Source organism: Paenibacillus pini JCM 16418, assembly GCF_000576305.1.
Taxonomy (GTDB): Bacteria; Bacillota; Bacilli; order Paenibacillales; family Paenibacillaceae; genus Paenibacillus_AQ; species Paenibacillus_AQ pini.
In genome coordinates this window covers 318,723-334,741 of record NZ_BAVZ01000004.1, presented here as the reverse complement: position 1 = coordinate 334,741, position 16,019 = coordinate 318,723, and the positions used below count along the sequence as shown (strand labels likewise).

The following is a 16,019-nucleotide window of genomic DNA, read 5'->3' as shown; positions in this document are numbered from 1 at the left end:
GATTATAAAATACAGCGTAGGAGGAATGGGAAATGGAAAAGAAAATTGTAGGTGTGTTTGAGACGGAAGCGGAAGCATCACGTGCCATTACAGGATTACAACGGAGTGGGTTCAGATCAGATCAAATTTCGGTTATTACGAAAGATCGCGACGATTTAGAAACACTTACGGAGGAAACGGGTACAAAAGCACCTGAAGGTGTTGCAACAGGAGTTGCAACTGGAGGTGTATTGGGCGGAGTTACCGGATTACTGGCAGGTATCGGCGCATTGGCGATTCCAGGCATAGGACCTATTCTTGCTGCTGGACCAATAGCGGCTACATTAGCTGGAATTGCCGTAGGTGCAGGTGCTGGCGGTATGGTAGGTGGTCTAATTGGTCTGGGTATTCCTGAGGAAGATGCGAAAGAATATGAAGGCTTTGTTAATAAAGGTAAAATATTGGTTATTGCTGAAGCTTCTGAGCGTGACACAGATATTTATGATATCTTCCGTGAGAACCGCTCATTAAATGCTGAACGTTATAATTCAGATTTGGGCTTGATCTCGAACGAGACCGCAACAATTAATGGCCGTAATACTGATCGCATTAAACGCGATCTATAATCATATTTAGATATTACTTATTTATCCGCTTCTACAATTAGAAGCCGGATTTTATTCTGTTTTAAGGTAGTCATGATTAGATCATTCGAGAAGCTTTGTAAGCTTGCTTCAAATCATAAACCCACTGCTGCTCTGAATTGTCTGACAGCCAATCTTTAAGGTGACTGTAATCTAATAATCTTTGTTGCTGCTTGATTGAAACTTGCATCTGTTGTTCAAAGAGTTCTCTTAATTCAGGATTCACGGTAGTACTCAAACAATGAGTCAATAGCTGAATTCGTATAGAGCAATCCTGCAGGAGGTCAGCGGTTATATATTGGTCATTAAATGCTTTGAGTCCGGTTAGACTTTCCACAATGGGATTCATAGCTTATTCCTCCCGAGAATGTGATCGCATGCCCGCGTTGGCGAAATCGAGCAGTGTTTTGTGTATGTTAGAATTCAGTTTTAATTCATCTTTAAGAAGCGGGTCAGATACGAGCTCTGTAAACGTTTCGGATTTGATAATACTTAAGGTATCATGCCGGATTAGCAATTGTATTGAAGGACAGTCTGGAAGTTGAATGGGTAATGGTTTACTATAATGGATATCACTCATTAAATTTTGAATCTCCAATCTTTTTGGCATATTATGGCTATTTACTCGAATTTATACTTAGGAATATCCGTGTAGAGTACGAGCTAACCCCGTCTTGTGGTGAATAGGACTCAAGGTTTATACAGTTATGTATGGTTACAATTATTTATGTTTGACTGAAACAGGAGAGAGAATTACCTATGTCTAGAAAACCTAGAATTATGGAAATTGAATTACTGCGTGGAATGGCTTTTCTGGCCGTTGCTTTGCAGCATGCCATTGCGCACTTTGCTGGCTTAAATGGGGTAACCCAGACTGACGGAGTATGGATGACCCTTCTTCTGATGGCAGCTAAGTTTGCAGTGCCTGTATTTATTTTTATTACTGGGATGGTATTGTTCTACAATTACGATGGTAAGATAAATTATTTAACGTTCATACGAAAAAGATGTAGTGATATTCTAATCCCCTACATATTGTGGTCTGCTGTTTACTTCACTGTGCGAGCTTACTCGCAGCCAGCATCGGTTGAGCAGGCATGGAAATGGGTTACGATGGTATTTACAGGCAAGAACAGCTCTCACTTATGGTATATTGTGATGATTTTTCAGTTCTATCTTGTGTTTCCAATCATTCGATATTTCATTAATCGGACGTTGAAGCATGTGTCATCAGCAATGCGTAGAATGGTGCTACTGATCATAGGGCTAATGTATCTCATTCTTGTGAACAATCTTGGAGCTATTGGTAATGTGATGTCACAGCTCCATATTCCCATAATCACGCCTTGGTTTACGACCTATGCTGACCGAAATTTCATCTATTTCTCAATATATTTTATCTTGGGTGCTGCTGCCGGACTATTCCCAGAACTGTGGAAGAGCTGGGTGAAGCGCGGGAAACCTGTATACATGACTGTTTTCGTGATCCTGTTCGGGTACTTCGTGTATCAAGTGATTGAAAGTTTTCAGACTTCCGCAGGCTTCAAGATCAATTTTAATTCAGTATCCTTACTGCGCCCACTTATGGCTATTTTCTTGGTAAGTTCAATCTTCGTGGTTTATTTATTGGCGGAACTAGTGGCCGTCCATGGTCGACCAGGATTGATACGGATGATGAATTTTCTCGGAAAATATTCTTTCGGCGCCTATTTGATTCATCTACTTATGCTTAGAGTTAGCTATCGTATGGATAACATGTGGTTTATTTCTTTAAATATTACATTACGGATGATGATTTCGTTCCTCATCTGTTGTCTGCTATCTTATGGATTGACAATGATTTTATCTATGCTGCCTTTCGGGAAGTGGACGGTTGGTATATCTTCTCAAAGTAAGTTAGATCAAACGAAAACAAGAAATGAGCTGAAGAGGGATGAGAAAAGCAATTAAAGTTTTAGCCATTTCGGGAAGTCTTCGTCAAAAGTCTTCGAATACAGCTTTAATGAACGCTATTATTGCATTGGAACCAGAGTATATGGAATTTACGATCTTTGGTGGACTAGGAGATCTTCCGCATTTCAATCCTGATATGCTCTGGACTGGATCGTATCTACGGGTGAATTTGTGAATAAACCTACAGCTGTCATAACGGCTTCACCATCGCCTATGGGCGGCGATAAGGCGTATGATTCCATACTCCTTACGCTGCGAATGATTAATGCGGTGATAGTAGAAGAGGGAACGATGAAGATTCCACATATCAGTTTGAAGTTGAATCAACAGGGTGTCATTACGGATGCTAAGACGAAGCAAGAGCTGCAATCATTAATGGATGCTTTTGAGCATCAGATACGCAAATCATAAGATAAAAGAATTTGGATACTCATTGAAATCAAGGGGCTGCCGACAAACGGTGGCCTTTTTTATGTGCAACGTAAAGGTCATAATATGTGATTATTACACTATATGAAAAATTCACATCAATAAGATCAACTCACTGAACTTTGTTTATACTTAACTATTTCCTCAAATAACCGCGTATCTATTTATTTCTTTTCTAGTACAAATGGACAAATCCATGAAAATTACATGTTATGCAATTTGGTAAATAGTAGTTTATAATAGGTTTAATAAGGTTAATGGAAAAATAGGGATATGAGGAGGGATCACATGGCCTTCATGATTGCACAACGCGCTTTTATCAAAGCTTATATGATTACAATGGTGGAACAACATCGCGGCTACGGATATCAAATGCTGGAGGAACTCCGTACTCAGTTTAAAAGCCATGGGTATGCACCTCCACAAAGTGAAATATATCGAGCACTTCACGAATTAGTGCAGGAGGGTGTATTTTACCGAACAAAACAGCTTAAGGGTAACGATCCCCGTGTCGATTTCCAGGAAATTGTCCTATATCATTTCACAGCAGACGGACAAGAAAAAGCTAAATTATATAAAAAACAGGTCAAAAATGATTTGGATCGCTGTCTGGGTATTTTGAATAAGGCGGTTAATGATAATTACTAATCCCTATTAGGTTACAGGAAGGGGAGGGATCAGAATGCGCAAGAAGCTGAGATGGGGAATTCTAAGTACAGCAAGTATTGCCTTAAGTGCCTTCCTGCCAGGAATGGCAGATTCAACCCGTGGCGTTGTTGTAGCTATTGCCAGCAGAAGTATGGATAATGCCAATAAAGTTGCGTCGGAATTTGATATTCCTCGCGCTTACGGAAGCTATGAGGAACTCTTATCTGATCCTGATGTGGATGCTATATATATTCCTTTACCTAATCATTTGCATAAGGAATGGACGCTCAAGGCGGCTGAGGCAGGCAAACATGTATTGTGTGAGAAGCCAGCTGCGCTTCATGCAAAAGATGCTGCAGATATGGTAGAAGGCTGTAAAAAGGCGGGGGTTATTTTTGCCGAAGCCTTTATGTACCGACACCATCCTAAGCATTTGCGATTGATGGAGATTATACAGAGTGGTGAGCTGGGTACGATTCAGTCGATTCACGGTCATTTTACGTACAATCAGCTGGAAGGAACTACGGACAATGTTCGATATCAGAAACAAATGGGTGGTGGAGCAATCTATGATGTAGGTTGTTACCCAATATCTGCAGCCCGGATGATATTGGAGCAGGAGCCAGTTGCCGTTACTGTTCAAGCCCGCTTTTCACCTGATTATGATATCGATGTTACCGCTTCTGGTTTAGTTGAATTCCCAAATGATGTGGGACTAACCTTTGATTGTGGTATGGAGACTGCACCACGTTGTTCTCTTGAAGTAGTGGGCACAGAGTAGAATTGAGATGCCGCTAGCTTTCGGCTGGAAACATGATAAAGAAGATCCTCAGCTCATCGTACACACCGCTGCTGGGCAACGTGCAGAGAGGCTTGGAGTTATTAGTTCGTTTGGTTTGGAAGCAGATGCATTTGCAGCAGCAGTTTTGGATGGCGAGGACTTGCTGTACCCTTCTGAAGACGCTGTTCTTAACATGAAGGTCATTGATGCATGCCTTCAATCTGCCAGAACGTCTAGTCGAATTGAAATCATTTAATTAATAAATTAGATTGCAATCACAAACAACCCCGAATTCCATGGAAGATGGAATTCGGGGTTGTTTTGATGAATCGTATATTTTACATACCTTCGTTGTAATCTTTAACATCTCGTTTAGCTGCCATAGCAGGTGAATTAGAGGTTCCGTACTCTTCTACAGATTCCCAAGCATCTGCGTCATCGAAACGTCCTTCTCGCTCTTGGCGACCTTCACCTGCACCGGAAGGGGGTGGAGTCATGACTTGTTCTTCCACAGGACGATCGTCGCTGATATTCTTCTCAGGCGTATCATCTATGCAATAAGGAGTATAGGGTAGAGCTTGTAGACGTTCAAACGGAATATCTTTCCCACAAACTTCACATACTCCATATTCGCCCTTGTCGATCTTCGACAGAGCAGCATTGACTTGTTCCAATTCACTGCTTAGTTTTTCATCCACGGCAAGATCACGTCCGCGCTCAAAAGTTTCGGTTCCCATATCGGCAGGATGGTTATCATAAGATGATAATTCTCCGGTTGAATCTGTAAGTGATTCAGAAAGGTCGCCTTGATCCTCTTCTTCTACGGAGAAATGACGTTCCAAATCTTTCTTTTCCTCATGCAATGTATGTTCGAGCTCTTTCAGTTGAGCACTATTTAAATGACTCATCTTATTAAGACTTCCTTTCGTTATAGAAATTGGTGTACTATGATTTACCCTAAAGAGGGCTTGGACAATCACATTCAATTCGAGGTATTCTTAAAGTAAGGTTTATGATGTATTAAAGATTCCCATTTCTGATGTCAATTTAGGATGCAGATTGAAGCGAGCAGCTAGTTTTATTTGGAACATCCTCCAAAATAGTGGTGAATGGTTTTCATCTTCACCAAGGATGTGATATAAAAAATAGAGGGATAATCCGTGTTCATGCGGATGGTCATGTGAAGTGCAACAGATTTGGAGGTATTCGGAATGGATGAACATATGCAACGCCGGTTGGAGAAACAGAAGAAATTGTTCAAACAGCTTGGCATTCAGCTGGATGCTCTTTCAATTCATGAAAAGGTATTTAGTAATAAGCTGAGGGGTTATGACCCAGAAGAAGTAGATGCGTATCTGGATGAAGTCATCAGCGATTATGAACGTTTCTATGCAACAATTTCAGACCTAATGGATAAATGGCAGGAGCAGCAAATTACGCTCCGAGAGCTTAAAACAGGAGCTCGCGCAGAACCGGAACGCCCATCGATTGATCCGAAACAGATAGAGGAGATTGTCCTGAAAATGGAGTACAATCTCAGACAACTGAAGACTAAAATCAGGCCAGAGCCGGATTTCTATATCGATTAATTCATTACATAGGTTTAAAATATCTAGACTCCCGTAAGGAGGCAAATATATCCATTTGCTTTCCGTTACTGGGAGTTTGTTTTCGTTACATAATATGAAAGGGAAATTCCATTAGGCTTTCGAAAAAGTGTTATATTATGGAATATCATTTGATGTTGTTTATGCGTTTAAACGTTTGTGATTCTCATGAGCAAGAGTTAGTAAAGCTACATAAATAGGCTGAAGATTAAATTTTTTACCAAATTCAAATTTATATTAAGACGTCTGAATGTTATTCGTTTTGTAATAAGGAGAAGTCATATAGTGTATCGTTAGTTCACTATCATCAAAACCAGTACCTGCTGTTTCCATAGTTACCTCATATATAGAATCAAGATGAATGGATGCAACACGAGTCTTCTTACCTGTTATTCCTTGATGGTCAATAAATATGAGTCGGTCTTCCGTTACGAGAAATGTATCTCGTACTAAACGGAATCCCATCTGGATTTTCTCATCTCGCATGAGATAGATGCCATAGAGATTAGATAACTCTTGTACAGATACTTCCGAATAATTGCCGAACAAACCGCTTAATAAATTAGCCAACGGTAACCCTCCCTTAATTTGAAAATAGTAAACAAAAGATGATACAATTCGACTACATTATCTATATTATTTTTGACGCTCATACCATTCTATGATGGCAATAAAATAAACATGTGGATTCGACAAAAGATATCTGCCTAGGGAGTAGTGAAACCACTTGATTAATCAACCATTGATTACTGAAATCAACGACATTATGGAGCTGTACGCATCATGTAGTAAGCATCTAGAGAGAAAAGGGGTAGTTCAATGGAATGAACACTACCCTAACACGAAGATTGTAACAGAGGACATCAAACAAGGTACGATATTTGCTTATCGTGGTGAATCACATATAACAGGGATTATCACATTAGACGAAGATTTACCCGAAGAATTTGAGTCCATTACTTGGGCAGATTCGAAAGCAGAGAAGGTGCTTGTTATTCATCGTTTGGCTGTAGATCCTCAGTTACAAGGAAAAGGCATAGCAGCTAAACTAATAGATTTTGCGGAATCTTATGCCAAAGAGCATCAATATTCTAGTATTCGTTTGGATTGTTTTAGCCAGAATCAGAGGGCTTATCACTTCTATGAGAAGATGAACTTTGTACATCGTGGGCTGGTTGTGTTCCCACATAGTAGTGTGCCATTTCACTGTTTTGAAAAGCTAATCGATTTAGACTGAGACATATGAGGAAAAGGCCCTTACGTTGTCAATGGACAGAACAAGGACCTTCTTTTTAATAACCTTATTCTTTTGAAGGTAAGCTGCTTGAGAATCCCCCCCAGAAGGAACTGAAATGGGTTACTCCTGAAGAAGTGATGCAAATGCCGATGCAGCCTTGGTTTGAAAGAAGATTTTCTTCGTTTTCGAAGAAGGTTTGAAAAGTCTGGACATCGAATTAGTGAGGAAGAAGAGGACTTGTTCAAAGCAAAAATTCGCAATTTTTTGATTGAATCAGATATTAGATGATATCAAACTCGCAGACTTGCTGGATTCAACAATAGAATGTACCGTTTCTCTGCAACGTGGAGCAAGATTCTTTAATTTTATATGTATACAGGTTGGGTGCAAAGCACTCAGGTAAAAGGAGATATTGAGATGAATCTAAATTACATAACGTTACCTTCCTTCTGGGGAAGCGAGGTGAGGCATCGCCATATATCAAATGGTTCGACTTCCTTAGTCGTTTTTTTTCCAGGTCAGAACTATTCCTGTGACTTGCCGCTATTGTATTATGCAAAACAGAGTGCCTTAGAACATCAGAATGACGTATTATTACTTGAGTATGGTTATCAAAGTGCTAGGACAGAGCTGGATTTTCATTATTTAGATACGATTGTAGAGGAATGTCTTTTAGGTATACGTCAGATTAGTGAATCCTACCAAACGGTTCATTTTGTCAGCAAAAGCTTAGGTACAATTATAGCAGGCAGAGTGGAGGAATCTTGGAAAGCAGAGGGGATTACCATTCGTCAATTATTTCTTACACCTGTTGATAAATCAGTTCCGTATCTGTTGCAGTCATCAGGTATGGCGATTTATGGGACAAATGATCCGATGATTTCAGAGGAAAGTATTGATATCATGCATGGCGCTGCAAAGTTAAAAGTACATGCAGTACCAGAAGGTACACATGCTTTGGAAGTAAGTTCTGTTCATCATTCGTTGAAGATCCTTGCAGAACTTGTTGAGTTGTATGATGAATTCTTTAACAAGTAATAGCAGTGGTTTTTAATTCAAAAAAGCAGATTAAATCTTGAAGATTTGATCTGCTTTTTGGCAACTATACTCCCCTAAGTTTCGTTTGTTATAAGAGGGGGGAGAAGATGCTTAAGGAATTCATGTTGAGTGTATCCATTTTAGCACTATTAACCTCATGTAGTTCGGACACGCTGAGCGAAGCAAAGAATAACATCAATGCTGTGGCAGTGAATGAACAGAATGTAACTCTCCAAGTTAGCAAAATTGAGAATAAAAACTACACCTTGTATAAGAAAATTAAAGATCTTGAAACGGTAAACACGATCTTGAATGTTCTACAACAGGTGCCATGGAAAAACGCAAAAGTATCCATGTCTCACATGCCTGACTATAAAATAGTTGCGATTACCTCAAATCCTCAGGTTTCATATATACAAGAGACCTATGATTTATGGATTTCTCCTAAGCAAGATTTAATTGAGGTTATTATAGAAGGGAAATCCAAATATGGAAAGCTCTCAAAAGAAGATAGCACCTTGTTATTAAAGATTTTGGAAACACAATGATCTAGGATTAGTAGACTATTGATACGCCGCTTAGTGAGCCGCTCTTCTGAGGGGCGCTTTTTTGTGTTCGATAACTAGCTATAAATGATGACATTCAAGAATATTTAAAAATAAAAATAATTTGTCTACCTAAAGTGCTTGAAGAAGTTAAAAAATGAGAATAGAATAAGTAGCAGATCAATTAAATTACAATTAATGGATAAAATGAGTTGATTGTGAAGTTTAAACCGATTCATAGAGTTTATTTATGTAAGCGCATTATTTGTAAATTATATAAGTAAGGAATTACATATAAGCTTGTATATATGAAAGGAGGTGAGGGCGGTAGATTCGGTTCAACAAGCAGCTTGAAGCAAACGTTCAAATCGATGATGGGCGTGCGGTTCAAGTATTTGAAGCCGAAAGAAGGATGAATGATGCACGTATTGAACATTGGAAAAAAGATGTCGGTTGTCTTATTAAGCGTTCTTTTTCTTTTCTCTTCTTGGACGATGACAATGGGATGGACGGGAACAGCAAAGGCAGATGCTGCAAATTCGTCCTACAAGGTCGTAGGTTATTTTACAAACTGGGGCATTTATGATCCGAATTATCAGGTCGAGAACATTGATGCCACGAAGCTAACCCATATCAATTATTCCTTTGCCGACCTTTGCTGGAACGGTAAGCATGGCAATCCATCAACAGATCCGGGCAATCCGAACCGAAATACATGGAATTGTACGGATAAGGGAGTTCCAACTCAAACTGGAACGGTACCAAATGGTGCGATTGTTCTCGGCGATCCTTGGGCAGATGTGAACAACAATGATGGTGTTCCGCTCGAATGGGAGGATTGTGAGAAAGGAAAATGCGGCAATTTGTATAAACTAAAAGCATTAAAACAGACCAATCCAAATCTCAAGACGCTCTTATCTGTGGGAGGGTGGACATGGTCTAACCGATTCTCAGATGTAGCAGCGGATCCTGTAACACGTACAAATTTTGCGAATTCAGCAGTAAATGTGCTTAGAGCTTATGGCATGGATGGTATTGATATTGACTGGGAATATCCAGTTAGTGAAGGTCTACCGGACAACAGTCGGCGTCCAGAGGACAAGCATAATTTCACGTTACTATTGCAAGAAACACGTAATAAGCTCGCAGCAGCTGGGGCGCAGGATGGCAAATCCTATTTGCTTACCATCGCTGGACGTGCGAACCAGTCTTATACAACCACAACAGAAATGTCTAGTATTTCTCAAATACTGGATTGGATCAACATTATGACATACGACTTTCATGGAGACTGGGAAAAGACAACGAATCATAATGCCTCGCTGTACTCCGATCCTAACGATCCGGACACAGTTAATAAATTCAGTACAGATTATGCAGTGAATGCTTATATCAATGCAGGGGTACCTGCATCTAAGATCGTCCTTGGTGTTCCATTCTATGGACGCGGCTGGAAGAACTGTGCTCCGGGACCAAATGGGGATGGACAGTACCAAGTTTGCACACCTGATTTTAACGGTAGCTATATTCCAAATGGTACATGGGATACCTTTGAAACAGGGGCTGGCGGAATGTTCGATTATGGCGATCTTGCTGCAAATTATGTGAACAAGAATGGATTCGTACGTTATTGGAACTCGGTAGCAAGGTACCTTACTTGTACAATCCTACATCTAAAACTTTTATCAGCTATGAAGATCCTCAATCACTTACTGGCAAGACTACGTACATTAAAAACCGCACACTTGGGGGAGCAATGGTCTGGGAGCTTAGTGAAGATTGCCGGACAAGCCCGAAATATACGTGCACAGGTAATAAACTGCTTAATCAACTTGCCTCCGAATTAAATGTGACTTCTTCTCCATCAGATACTCAAGCACCAACCACTCCTGCTAATCTGATCTCACCGTCGCAAACTAGCAATTCGATTAATCTAAAATGGGATGCATCACAAGATAATGTTGGTGTTACAGGTTATGACATTTATCAAGGAACGACACTTCTTACCCGGACAACAGGTACAACTTATACCGTCACAGGATTAACACCACAAACCGCTTATACCTTTATAGTTAAAGCTGCCGATGCAGCTGGAAATGTATCCAACGCTAGTACACCTCTCACGATATCTACTCTATCCCCAACAGCAGATACTCAAGCACCAACCGCTCCTAAGAATACAGCCGCATCCGCCATAACCGACACGAGTGTAACTCTAAACTGGACAGCAGCAACAGACAATGTGGGTGTTACTGGATATCAAATTTTCCAGGGTAGCACGAATATTGCCTCTACTCCGTCAACGACATATACCGTTACAGGACTCACACAAAATACTTCGTATACGTTCAAAATTAAAGCGTTAGATGCAGCAGGTAACAGTTCTCCGTTTAGTAATACGGTTACTATCAAAACGCTTGCTGTAAATGATACACAAGCACCGACTGCTCCTGCGAATCTCACTTCCTCTACGAAAACCGATACAACTGTTGTTCTACAGTGGAGTGCTGCAACAGATAATATCGGCGTTACAGCATATGACATCTATCAAGGTACGACTTTAGTAGGTTCAGTAGGAGGCACTACTTTAACTTACACCGTTACAGGACTAACCGCTTCCAGTCCGTATACCTTCACCGTGAAAGCGAAAGATGCATCGGGGAATGTATCTGCAGCAAGCAATGCTGTTACGGTAACAACGAATGCTACAGGTACGGTAACAGCACCTGCATGGGCACCCAATACAGCGTATGCCCTGAACGCGGAAGTGACTTATGGTGGAGTTGTCTACAAATGTCGTACGGCTCATACGTCTTTGAACGGGTGGGAACCGCCTAACGTTCCAGCGTTATGGCTCAAAAAATAATGTGCATATGATTCCATTTGGGTCTCATAAGATGATGGAGTTGATTGCGTTAAAAATGACAAATTAAATTTTTGGAGGTGAGTTTCAGCATTTATTTTACATGTAGTCAAAAAATTTGAGTTATGAAAGAGAGGAAGAGCAATGCGCATAAACCGGATGATGAAGGCGGTTATATTTACGTTGTTAGGGTTGCTAATTTCTTTCGCTCCATTCTTTCAAGGCAACGGGACGTCGAGTACAGCAAGTGCAGCGGCAACAACAGCAGCAATTGCAGGGAACGGAAACTACAAGGTTGTTGGCTATTTTCCTTCATGGGGAATCTACGGCCGAAATTATAACGTGTCCAACATTGACGTAACGAAAGTAACTCACATTAACTATGCCTTTGCAGATATTTGCTGGAATGGTATACATGGCAATCCATCCACGGATTCAGGGAATCCTAATAAAGTAACATGGCCTTGTACAACAGCCGGAATCCCTTTACAATCAGGAACCGTACCAAACGGTGCTTTAGTACTTGGTGACCCTGATGCGGATGCACTCCGACCAACACCAGGCGGACCTACAACCGGCTGCTGGGCAGATGCAGCCTGCGGGAACTTTGGTGCATTACGTAATTTAAAAGCTCAAAATCCACAGCTGAAGACAATATTGTCAGTTGGTGGCTGGACGTGGTCTAATCGGTTCTCTGACACCGCAGCTACGGATGTGACACGTAAGGTGTTTGCGAAGTCCACCGTCGATGCACTTCGAGCATATGGATTTGATGGAGTTGATTTGGACTGGGAGTATCCAAATGTTGAGGCTATTCCTGGTAATAGCTATAGTCCAGCAGATAAGCAAAATTACACGCTGCTGTTACAGGAAGTACGTAACCAGCTAGATGCAGCGGGTGCGCAGGATGGCAAACATTATATTCTTACGATTGCTTCAGGCGCAAGTCAGAGATTCGTAGACAATACGGAGCTCGCTAAGATCGCTCAAATACTTGACTGGATCAATATTATGACGTATGACTTCCACGGTGGTTCTTTTGAAGATACAACAAGCCATAACACTGGACTTTATGCGGATGCTAAAGATCCATATCTCGCTAATAATTTTACGGTGGATGGTGCGATTCAGGCTTATCAAAAGGCCGGAGTACCGATGAATAAGCTTGTTCTCGGACTCGAATTTATGGCTCGAAGCTGGAAGAACTGTCCTCCAGGTCCGAATGGAGATGGGCAGTTCCAAACTTGTGCAGCCGATGCCAGCTCGACGTATAAATGGTCACCTGTTGGTACATGGGACGATGCTAAATCGGGCAATACAGGTGTATTTGATTATGGCGATATTGCTGCAAATTATGTTGGTAAGAATGGATACACAAGGTATTGGAACAGCACAGCTAAGGTTCCATATTTGTATAACCCGACAACTAAAATTTTCATTTCCTATGATGATGTCGAATCAATCGGTTATAAAACAGATTATATTAAGAACAAATATTTAGGGGGTGCGATGTTCTGGGAGTTCAGCTCGGATTGCCGTGTAAGTCCGAAATTTAGCTGCACTGGTCCGAAGCTCCTCGACAAAGTCGTAAACGATCTGAATACGGGTACACCTCCGACAGATACGATAGCTCCAACAGCACCAACGAATTTGACTTCACCGAGTCATACCGATAAAAAGGTTACACTCAGTTGGAATCCTTCTACTGATAATGTCGGAATCAACTCATATGAGATCTATCAAGGAAGCACGCTTGTTAAATCGGTGAATGGTGCAACAACGACAGCTCTCGTTAGTGGCTTCACGGGAAATAATACGTATACGTTTACAGTGAAGGCAAAAGATCCAGCGGGTAATCTGTCTGCGGCAAGCAATGCCATTACCGTAGTCACTTCACCGCCAATTGTAGATAACCAGCCGCCTAGCGTTCCGGGTAATTTGGTCTCAACAGCCAAAACAAAAACATCCGTTACATTAAGCTGGGATGCATCCACAGATAACGATGATGTATCTGTTTATGACATTTACCAGAATGGTGCGTTGGTTAAATCAACGGCGAATTTAACGGATACGGTATCTAGTTTAACTGCGGGTACAACGTATACGTTCTATGTAAAAGCCAAAGATTTGTCAGGAAATGCTTCTGCGGCAAGCACAAGCATTACGGTGACTACCCAGGCAGATCCTAATTATCCTGTCTGGCAGCCCAGCACTGCCTATGCAGTGGGAACATACGTTACTTACAACGGCAAACTTTACAAATGTACGTATGCCCATACTTCATTAGTAGGTTGGGAGCCATCAGCATCACCAACATTGTGGCAGCTTCAAGCCGCTCCACCACAAGATACGCAAGCACCAACAGCTCCGACTAATTTGGCCGTGTCTGCTCAGACGGCAAACTCTGCAACGCTTACCTGGACTGCAGCATCGGATAACCTAGGCGTTACCGGTTACGATGTTTACCAAGGCAATGCTCTGGTAGGGAATGTTACAGGCACAAGCTATACCGCTACTGGACTTACTGGAGGAGCGGCTTACAGCTTTACAGTTAAAGCTAAAGACGCAGCAGGTAATGTGTCCGCAGCGAGTAACGTAGCAAATGTGACGTTAGCTGCAGCGGATACGACGGTACCAACGATTCCGGGAAATGTCGCTGTGTCTGCTAAGACTGCAACAACTGCAACATTGACCTGGTCAGCATCCACAGATAATGTTGGTGTGACAGGTTATGATGTGTATAAAGGAAATACGCTGGTTACATCCGTAAGTGGTTCCACATTAACCGCAACGGTCAGCGGTTTAACGCCAAGTACAGCTTATACCTTTACGGTTAAAGCTAAGGATGCGGCAGGAAATGTATCCGCTGCCAGTAACGCGGCAACGATTACAACGGATGCTCCATCGACGGATACGACACCTCCATCTGCACCTGCTGGATTAGCAGCTGCAAGCAAAACGCAAACAAGTGTAACGTTAGCTTGGTCTGCGTCTACAGATAATGTCGCTGTGACGGGTTATGATGTTTACAATGGAACGAATTTGGTGACTTCTGTGAGCGGTAGCACGTTAACTACAGTCGTGAATGGGCTGACGGCAAATACTGCCTATTCGTTCACTGTTGTTGCCAAAGATGCTGCAGGAAATGCTTCGGTCGCTAGCAATGCGCTGAGCGTAACAACCGATTCACCGGCACCTGTAGCACCTGCGTGGGTTGCGAATAAAGCTTACGTAAAGGGTGATTTGGTTACCTACTCCGGTAAAGTATATAAATGTGCGCAACCGCATACGTCGCTTGCAGGATGGGAGCCTACGAATGTTCCGGCTCTCTGGACCGTACAGCCATAGTTTAAGATAGTAACTCTGTTAAAGCACCGGTATACGTCTAGCGTATGCCGGTGCTTTATTGGATTTGTATAGCACTTATCCATGTCTTCTTTAGACAGATTGAATGAGTTATACTGGGTGAGAGTAGCGTAGGCCCAACATACAATTAAATTTAACATTGCATACATAAATGTGGAGGTATATGCGTGGAGAATCTCTTGCAAAGGGAACATGAAATAATTAAAGTGTGCTTATTAGCTGGACAAATTATGTTACAAAGTGGGGCAGAAACTTATCGGGTTGAAGATACAATGGTGAGGATTGCAGCATCTTTTGGTGCTTTGCACACGCATAGTTATATGACACCTACAGGAATTATCTTCTCCATGGAGGATCCTCAGCCGATCACAAGGTTAATCCGAATTTCGGACCGTACGACTAATTTATATAAAATAGAACAGGTCAACATGGTCTCACGTAGCATTAGTACAGGTAAACTTAGTATAGCTGAGGCGAAAGCAGCACTTGAAGAAATTGAGAAGCATGATACGATTTATCCCCTCTGGCTGAAAGTGATGATGGCAGCGATTGCTAGCGGCTGCTTCCTGATTATGTTTAAGGGCATTTGGGCAGATTTCATACCCGCAATGATTGCAGGTGGAGTCGGTTTCTACAGTTCGGTATTTCTGCATCGTGTGGTCCCTGTGAAATTCTTCTCGGAATTTACAGGTGCGCTGATGATCGGCTTATGCTCGATTTTAATGGTAATCTACGGGTTTGGTGGGAATTTGGATATTATCATTATTAGTTCGGTCATGCCGTTAGTACCTGGGTTACTGATAACAAATGCAATTCGTGATCTCATGGCAGGTCATCTCGTATCGGGCTTGTCTAAAGGTGCAGAAGCATTTATTACTTCATTTGCGATTGGGGCAGGGATTGCGTTCATGCTGTCATTTTATTAGAAG

Annotated in this window: 16 protein-coding genes and 2 pseudogenes; 14 read left to right on the top strand and 4 right to left on the bottom strand. The window is 41.6% G+C overall.

Annotation, left to right across the window (positions count from 1 at the left end; translation table 11 throughout):
• Positions 1-32: 32 nt before the first annotated feature.
• Positions 33-605, top strand: a complete 573-nt coding sequence (locus JCM16418_RS08730) for a general stress protein (protein WP_036647693.1) — start codon at positions 33-35, stop codon at positions 603-605.
• A 76-nt stretch (positions 606-681) separates the two neighbouring features.
• Here JCM16418_RS08730 and JCM16418_RS08725 read toward each other — a convergent pair whose 3' ends face one another.
• Together JCM16418_RS08725 and JCM16418_RS08720 are read right to left on the bottom strand one after the other, a co-directional pair.
• Positions 682-972 carry a spore coat protein gene (locus JCM16418_RS08725; RefSeq protein ID WP_036647691.1) on the bottom strand — a complete coding sequence of 97 codons (291 nt, stop codon included), beginning with the start codon at positions 970-972 and terminating at the stop codon, positions 682-684.
• 3 nt (positions 973-975) lie between these two features.
• Complete coding sequence (locus JCM16418_RS08720; protein ID WP_036647689.1) at positions 976-1,203, bottom strand: hypothetical protein; 228 nt, start codon at positions 1,201-1,203, stop codon at positions 976-978.
• A 179-nt stretch (positions 1,204-1,382) separates the two neighbouring features.
• On the opposite strand from JCM16418_RS08720, the gene JCM16418_RS08715 reads away from it, so the two are divergent.
• From JCM16418_RS08715 to JCM16418_RS08700, 5 genes and pseudogenes are all read left to right on the top strand, one after another.
• Positions 1,383-2,573, top strand: a complete 1,191-nt coding sequence (locus JCM16418_RS08715) for an acyltransferase (RefSeq protein ID WP_052020146.1) — start codon at positions 1,383-1,385, stop codon at positions 2,571-2,573.
• Positions 2,557-2,751 (top strand): NADPH-dependent FMN reductase, encoded by a 195-nt coding sequence (locus JCM16418_RS26880; RefSeq protein ID WP_373280697.1) that lies wholly within the window; start codon positions 2,557-2,559, stop codon positions 2,749-2,751. Before JCM16418_RS08715 ends, JCM16418_RS26880 begins: the two co-directional genes overlap by 17 nt.
• Positions 2,748-2,987 (top strand): hypothetical protein, encoded by a 240-nt coding sequence (locus JCM16418_RS26875; protein WP_373280696.1) that lies wholly within the window; start codon positions 2,748-2,750, stop codon positions 2,985-2,987. Before JCM16418_RS26880 ends, JCM16418_RS26875 begins: the two co-directional genes overlap by 4 nt.
• Positions 2,988-3,293: 306 nt before the next feature.
• The gene (locus tag JCM16418_RS08705; RefSeq protein ID WP_036647687.1) at positions 3,294-3,653 is read left to right on the top strand and encodes a replication termination protein; all 360 of its coding nucleotides are present in this window, start codon (positions 3,294-3,296) and stop codon (positions 3,651-3,653) included.
• A 34-nt stretch (positions 3,654-3,687) separates the two neighbouring features.
• A pseudogene (locus JCM16418_RS08700) lies at positions 3,688-4,690 on the top strand (Gfo/Idh/MocA family protein).
• An 82-nt stretch (positions 4,691-4,772) separates the two neighbouring features.
• Here the strand turns inward: JCM16418_RS08700 and JCM16418_RS08695 are convergent.
• Positions 4,773-5,342, bottom strand: coding sequence for a TraR/DksA C4-type zinc finger protein (locus tag JCM16418_RS08695; protein ID WP_036647684.1), 570 nt, complete (start codon positions 5,340-5,342; stop codon positions 4,773-4,775).
• A gap of 303 nt (positions 5,343-5,645) precedes the next feature.
• Between JCM16418_RS08695 and JCM16418_RS08690 the strand changes: the two genes are divergently transcribed.
• Positions 5,646-6,023, top strand: a complete 378-nt coding sequence (locus JCM16418_RS08690) for a DivIVA domain-containing protein (protein WP_036647682.1) — start codon at positions 5,646-5,648, stop codon at positions 6,021-6,023.
• A gap of 255 nt (positions 6,024-6,278) precedes the next feature.
• On the opposite strand, the gene JCM16418_RS08685 is transcribed toward JCM16418_RS08690, so the two are convergent.
• Positions 6,279-6,611, bottom strand: coding sequence for a PH domain-containing protein (locus tag JCM16418_RS08685; protein WP_242403758.1), 333 nt, complete (start codon positions 6,609-6,611; stop codon positions 6,279-6,281).
• A gap of 157 nt (positions 6,612-6,768) precedes the next feature.
• On the opposite strand from JCM16418_RS08685, the gene JCM16418_RS08680 reads away from it, so the two are divergent.
• The 7 genes and pseudogenes from JCM16418_RS08680 (at position 6,769) to JCM16418_RS08645 (ending at position 16,016) form a co-directional block, all read left to right on the top strand.
• Entirely contained in the window at positions 6,769-7,278 is a 510-nt protein-coding gene (locus tag JCM16418_RS08680; RefSeq protein ID WP_036647680.1) for a GNAT family N-acetyltransferase, read from the top strand.
• 417 nt (positions 7,279-7,695) lie between these two features.
• Positions 7,696-8,316 (top strand): hypothetical protein, encoded by a 621-nt coding sequence (locus JCM16418_RS08675; protein WP_036647678.1) that lies wholly within the window; start codon positions 7,696-7,698, stop codon positions 8,314-8,316.
• 107 nt (positions 8,317-8,423) lie between these two features.
• Positions 8,424-8,864 (top strand): YhfM domain-containing protein, encoded by a 441-nt coding sequence (locus tag JCM16418_RS08670; protein WP_036647676.1) that lies wholly within the window; start codon positions 8,424-8,426, stop codon positions 8,862-8,864.
• Positions 8,865-9,277: 413 nt separating this feature from the next.
• Positions 9,278-10,581 (top strand): annotated as a pseudogene (locus tag JCM16418_RS27070) (glycoside hydrolase family 18 protein); the annotation flags it as partial.
• Between the two features lie 36 nt (positions 10,582-10,617).
• The gene (locus tag JCM16418_RS27065) at positions 10,618-11,727 is read left to right on the top strand and encodes a fibronectin type III domain-containing protein (protein ID WP_081765376.1); all 1,110 of its coding nucleotides are present in this window, start codon (positions 10,618-10,620) and stop codon (positions 11,725-11,727) included.
• Positions 11,728-11,883: 156 nt separating this feature from the next.
• A complete protein-coding gene (locus JCM16418_RS25740; RefSeq protein ID WP_373280695.1) occupies positions 11,884-15,072 on the top strand; it encodes a glycosyl hydrolase family 18 protein in 3,189 nt (1,062 codons plus the stop codon).
• Positions 15,073-15,257: 185 nt separating this feature from the next.
• Positions 15,258-16,016 (top strand): threonine/serine exporter family protein, encoded by a 759-nt coding sequence (locus tag JCM16418_RS08645; RefSeq protein ID WP_036647674.1) that lies wholly within the window; start codon positions 15,258-15,260, stop codon positions 16,014-16,016.
• The last annotated feature ends 3 nt before the right edge of the window (positions 16,017-16,019 follow it).

Coding starts and splice junctions, on each gene's coding strand:
- JCM16418_RS08730 (WP_036647693.1), top strand. CDS start 33: ATGGAAAAGAAAATTGTAGGTGTGTTTGAGACGGAAGCGGAAGCATCA.
- JCM16418_RS08725 (WP_036647691.1), bottom strand. CDS start 972: ATGAATCCCATTGTGGAAAGTCTAACCGGACTCAAAGCATTTAATGAC.
- JCM16418_RS08720 (WP_036647689.1), bottom strand. CDS start 1,203: ATGAGTGATATCCATTATAGTAAACCATTACCCATTCAACTTCCAGAC.
- JCM16418_RS08715 (WP_052020146.1), top strand. CDS start 1,383: ATGTCTAGAAAACCTAGAATTATGGAAATTGAATTACTGCGTGGAATG.
- JCM16418_RS26880 (WP_373280697.1), top strand. CDS start 2,557: ATGAGAAAAGCAATTAAAGTTTTAGCCATTTCGGGAAGTCTTCGTCAA.
- JCM16418_RS08705 (WP_036647687.1), top strand. CDS start 3,294: ATGGCCTTCATGATTGCACAACGCGCTTTTATCAAAGCTTATATGATT.
- JCM16418_RS08695 (WP_036647684.1), bottom strand. CDS start 5,342: ATGAGTCATTTAAATAGTGCTCAACTGAAAGAGCTCGAACATACATTG.
- JCM16418_RS08690 (WP_036647682.1), top strand. CDS start 5,646: ATGGATGAACATATGCAACGCCGGTTGGAGAAACAGAAGAAATTGTTC.
- JCM16418_RS08675 (WP_036647678.1), top strand. CDS start 7,696: ATGAATCTAAATTACATAACGTTACCTTCCTTCTGGGGAAGCGAGGTG.
- JCM16418_RS08670 (WP_036647676.1), top strand. CDS start 8,424: ATGCTTAAGGAATTCATGTTGAGTGTATCCATTTTAGCACTATTAACC.
- JCM16418_RS27065 (WP_081765376.1), top strand. CDS start 10,618: ATGGTCTGGGAGCTTAGTGAAGATTGCCGGACAAGCCCGAAATATACG.
- JCM16418_RS25740 (WP_373280695.1), top strand. CDS start 11,884: ATGATGAAGGCGGTTATATTTACGTTGTTAGGGTTGCTAATTTCTTTC.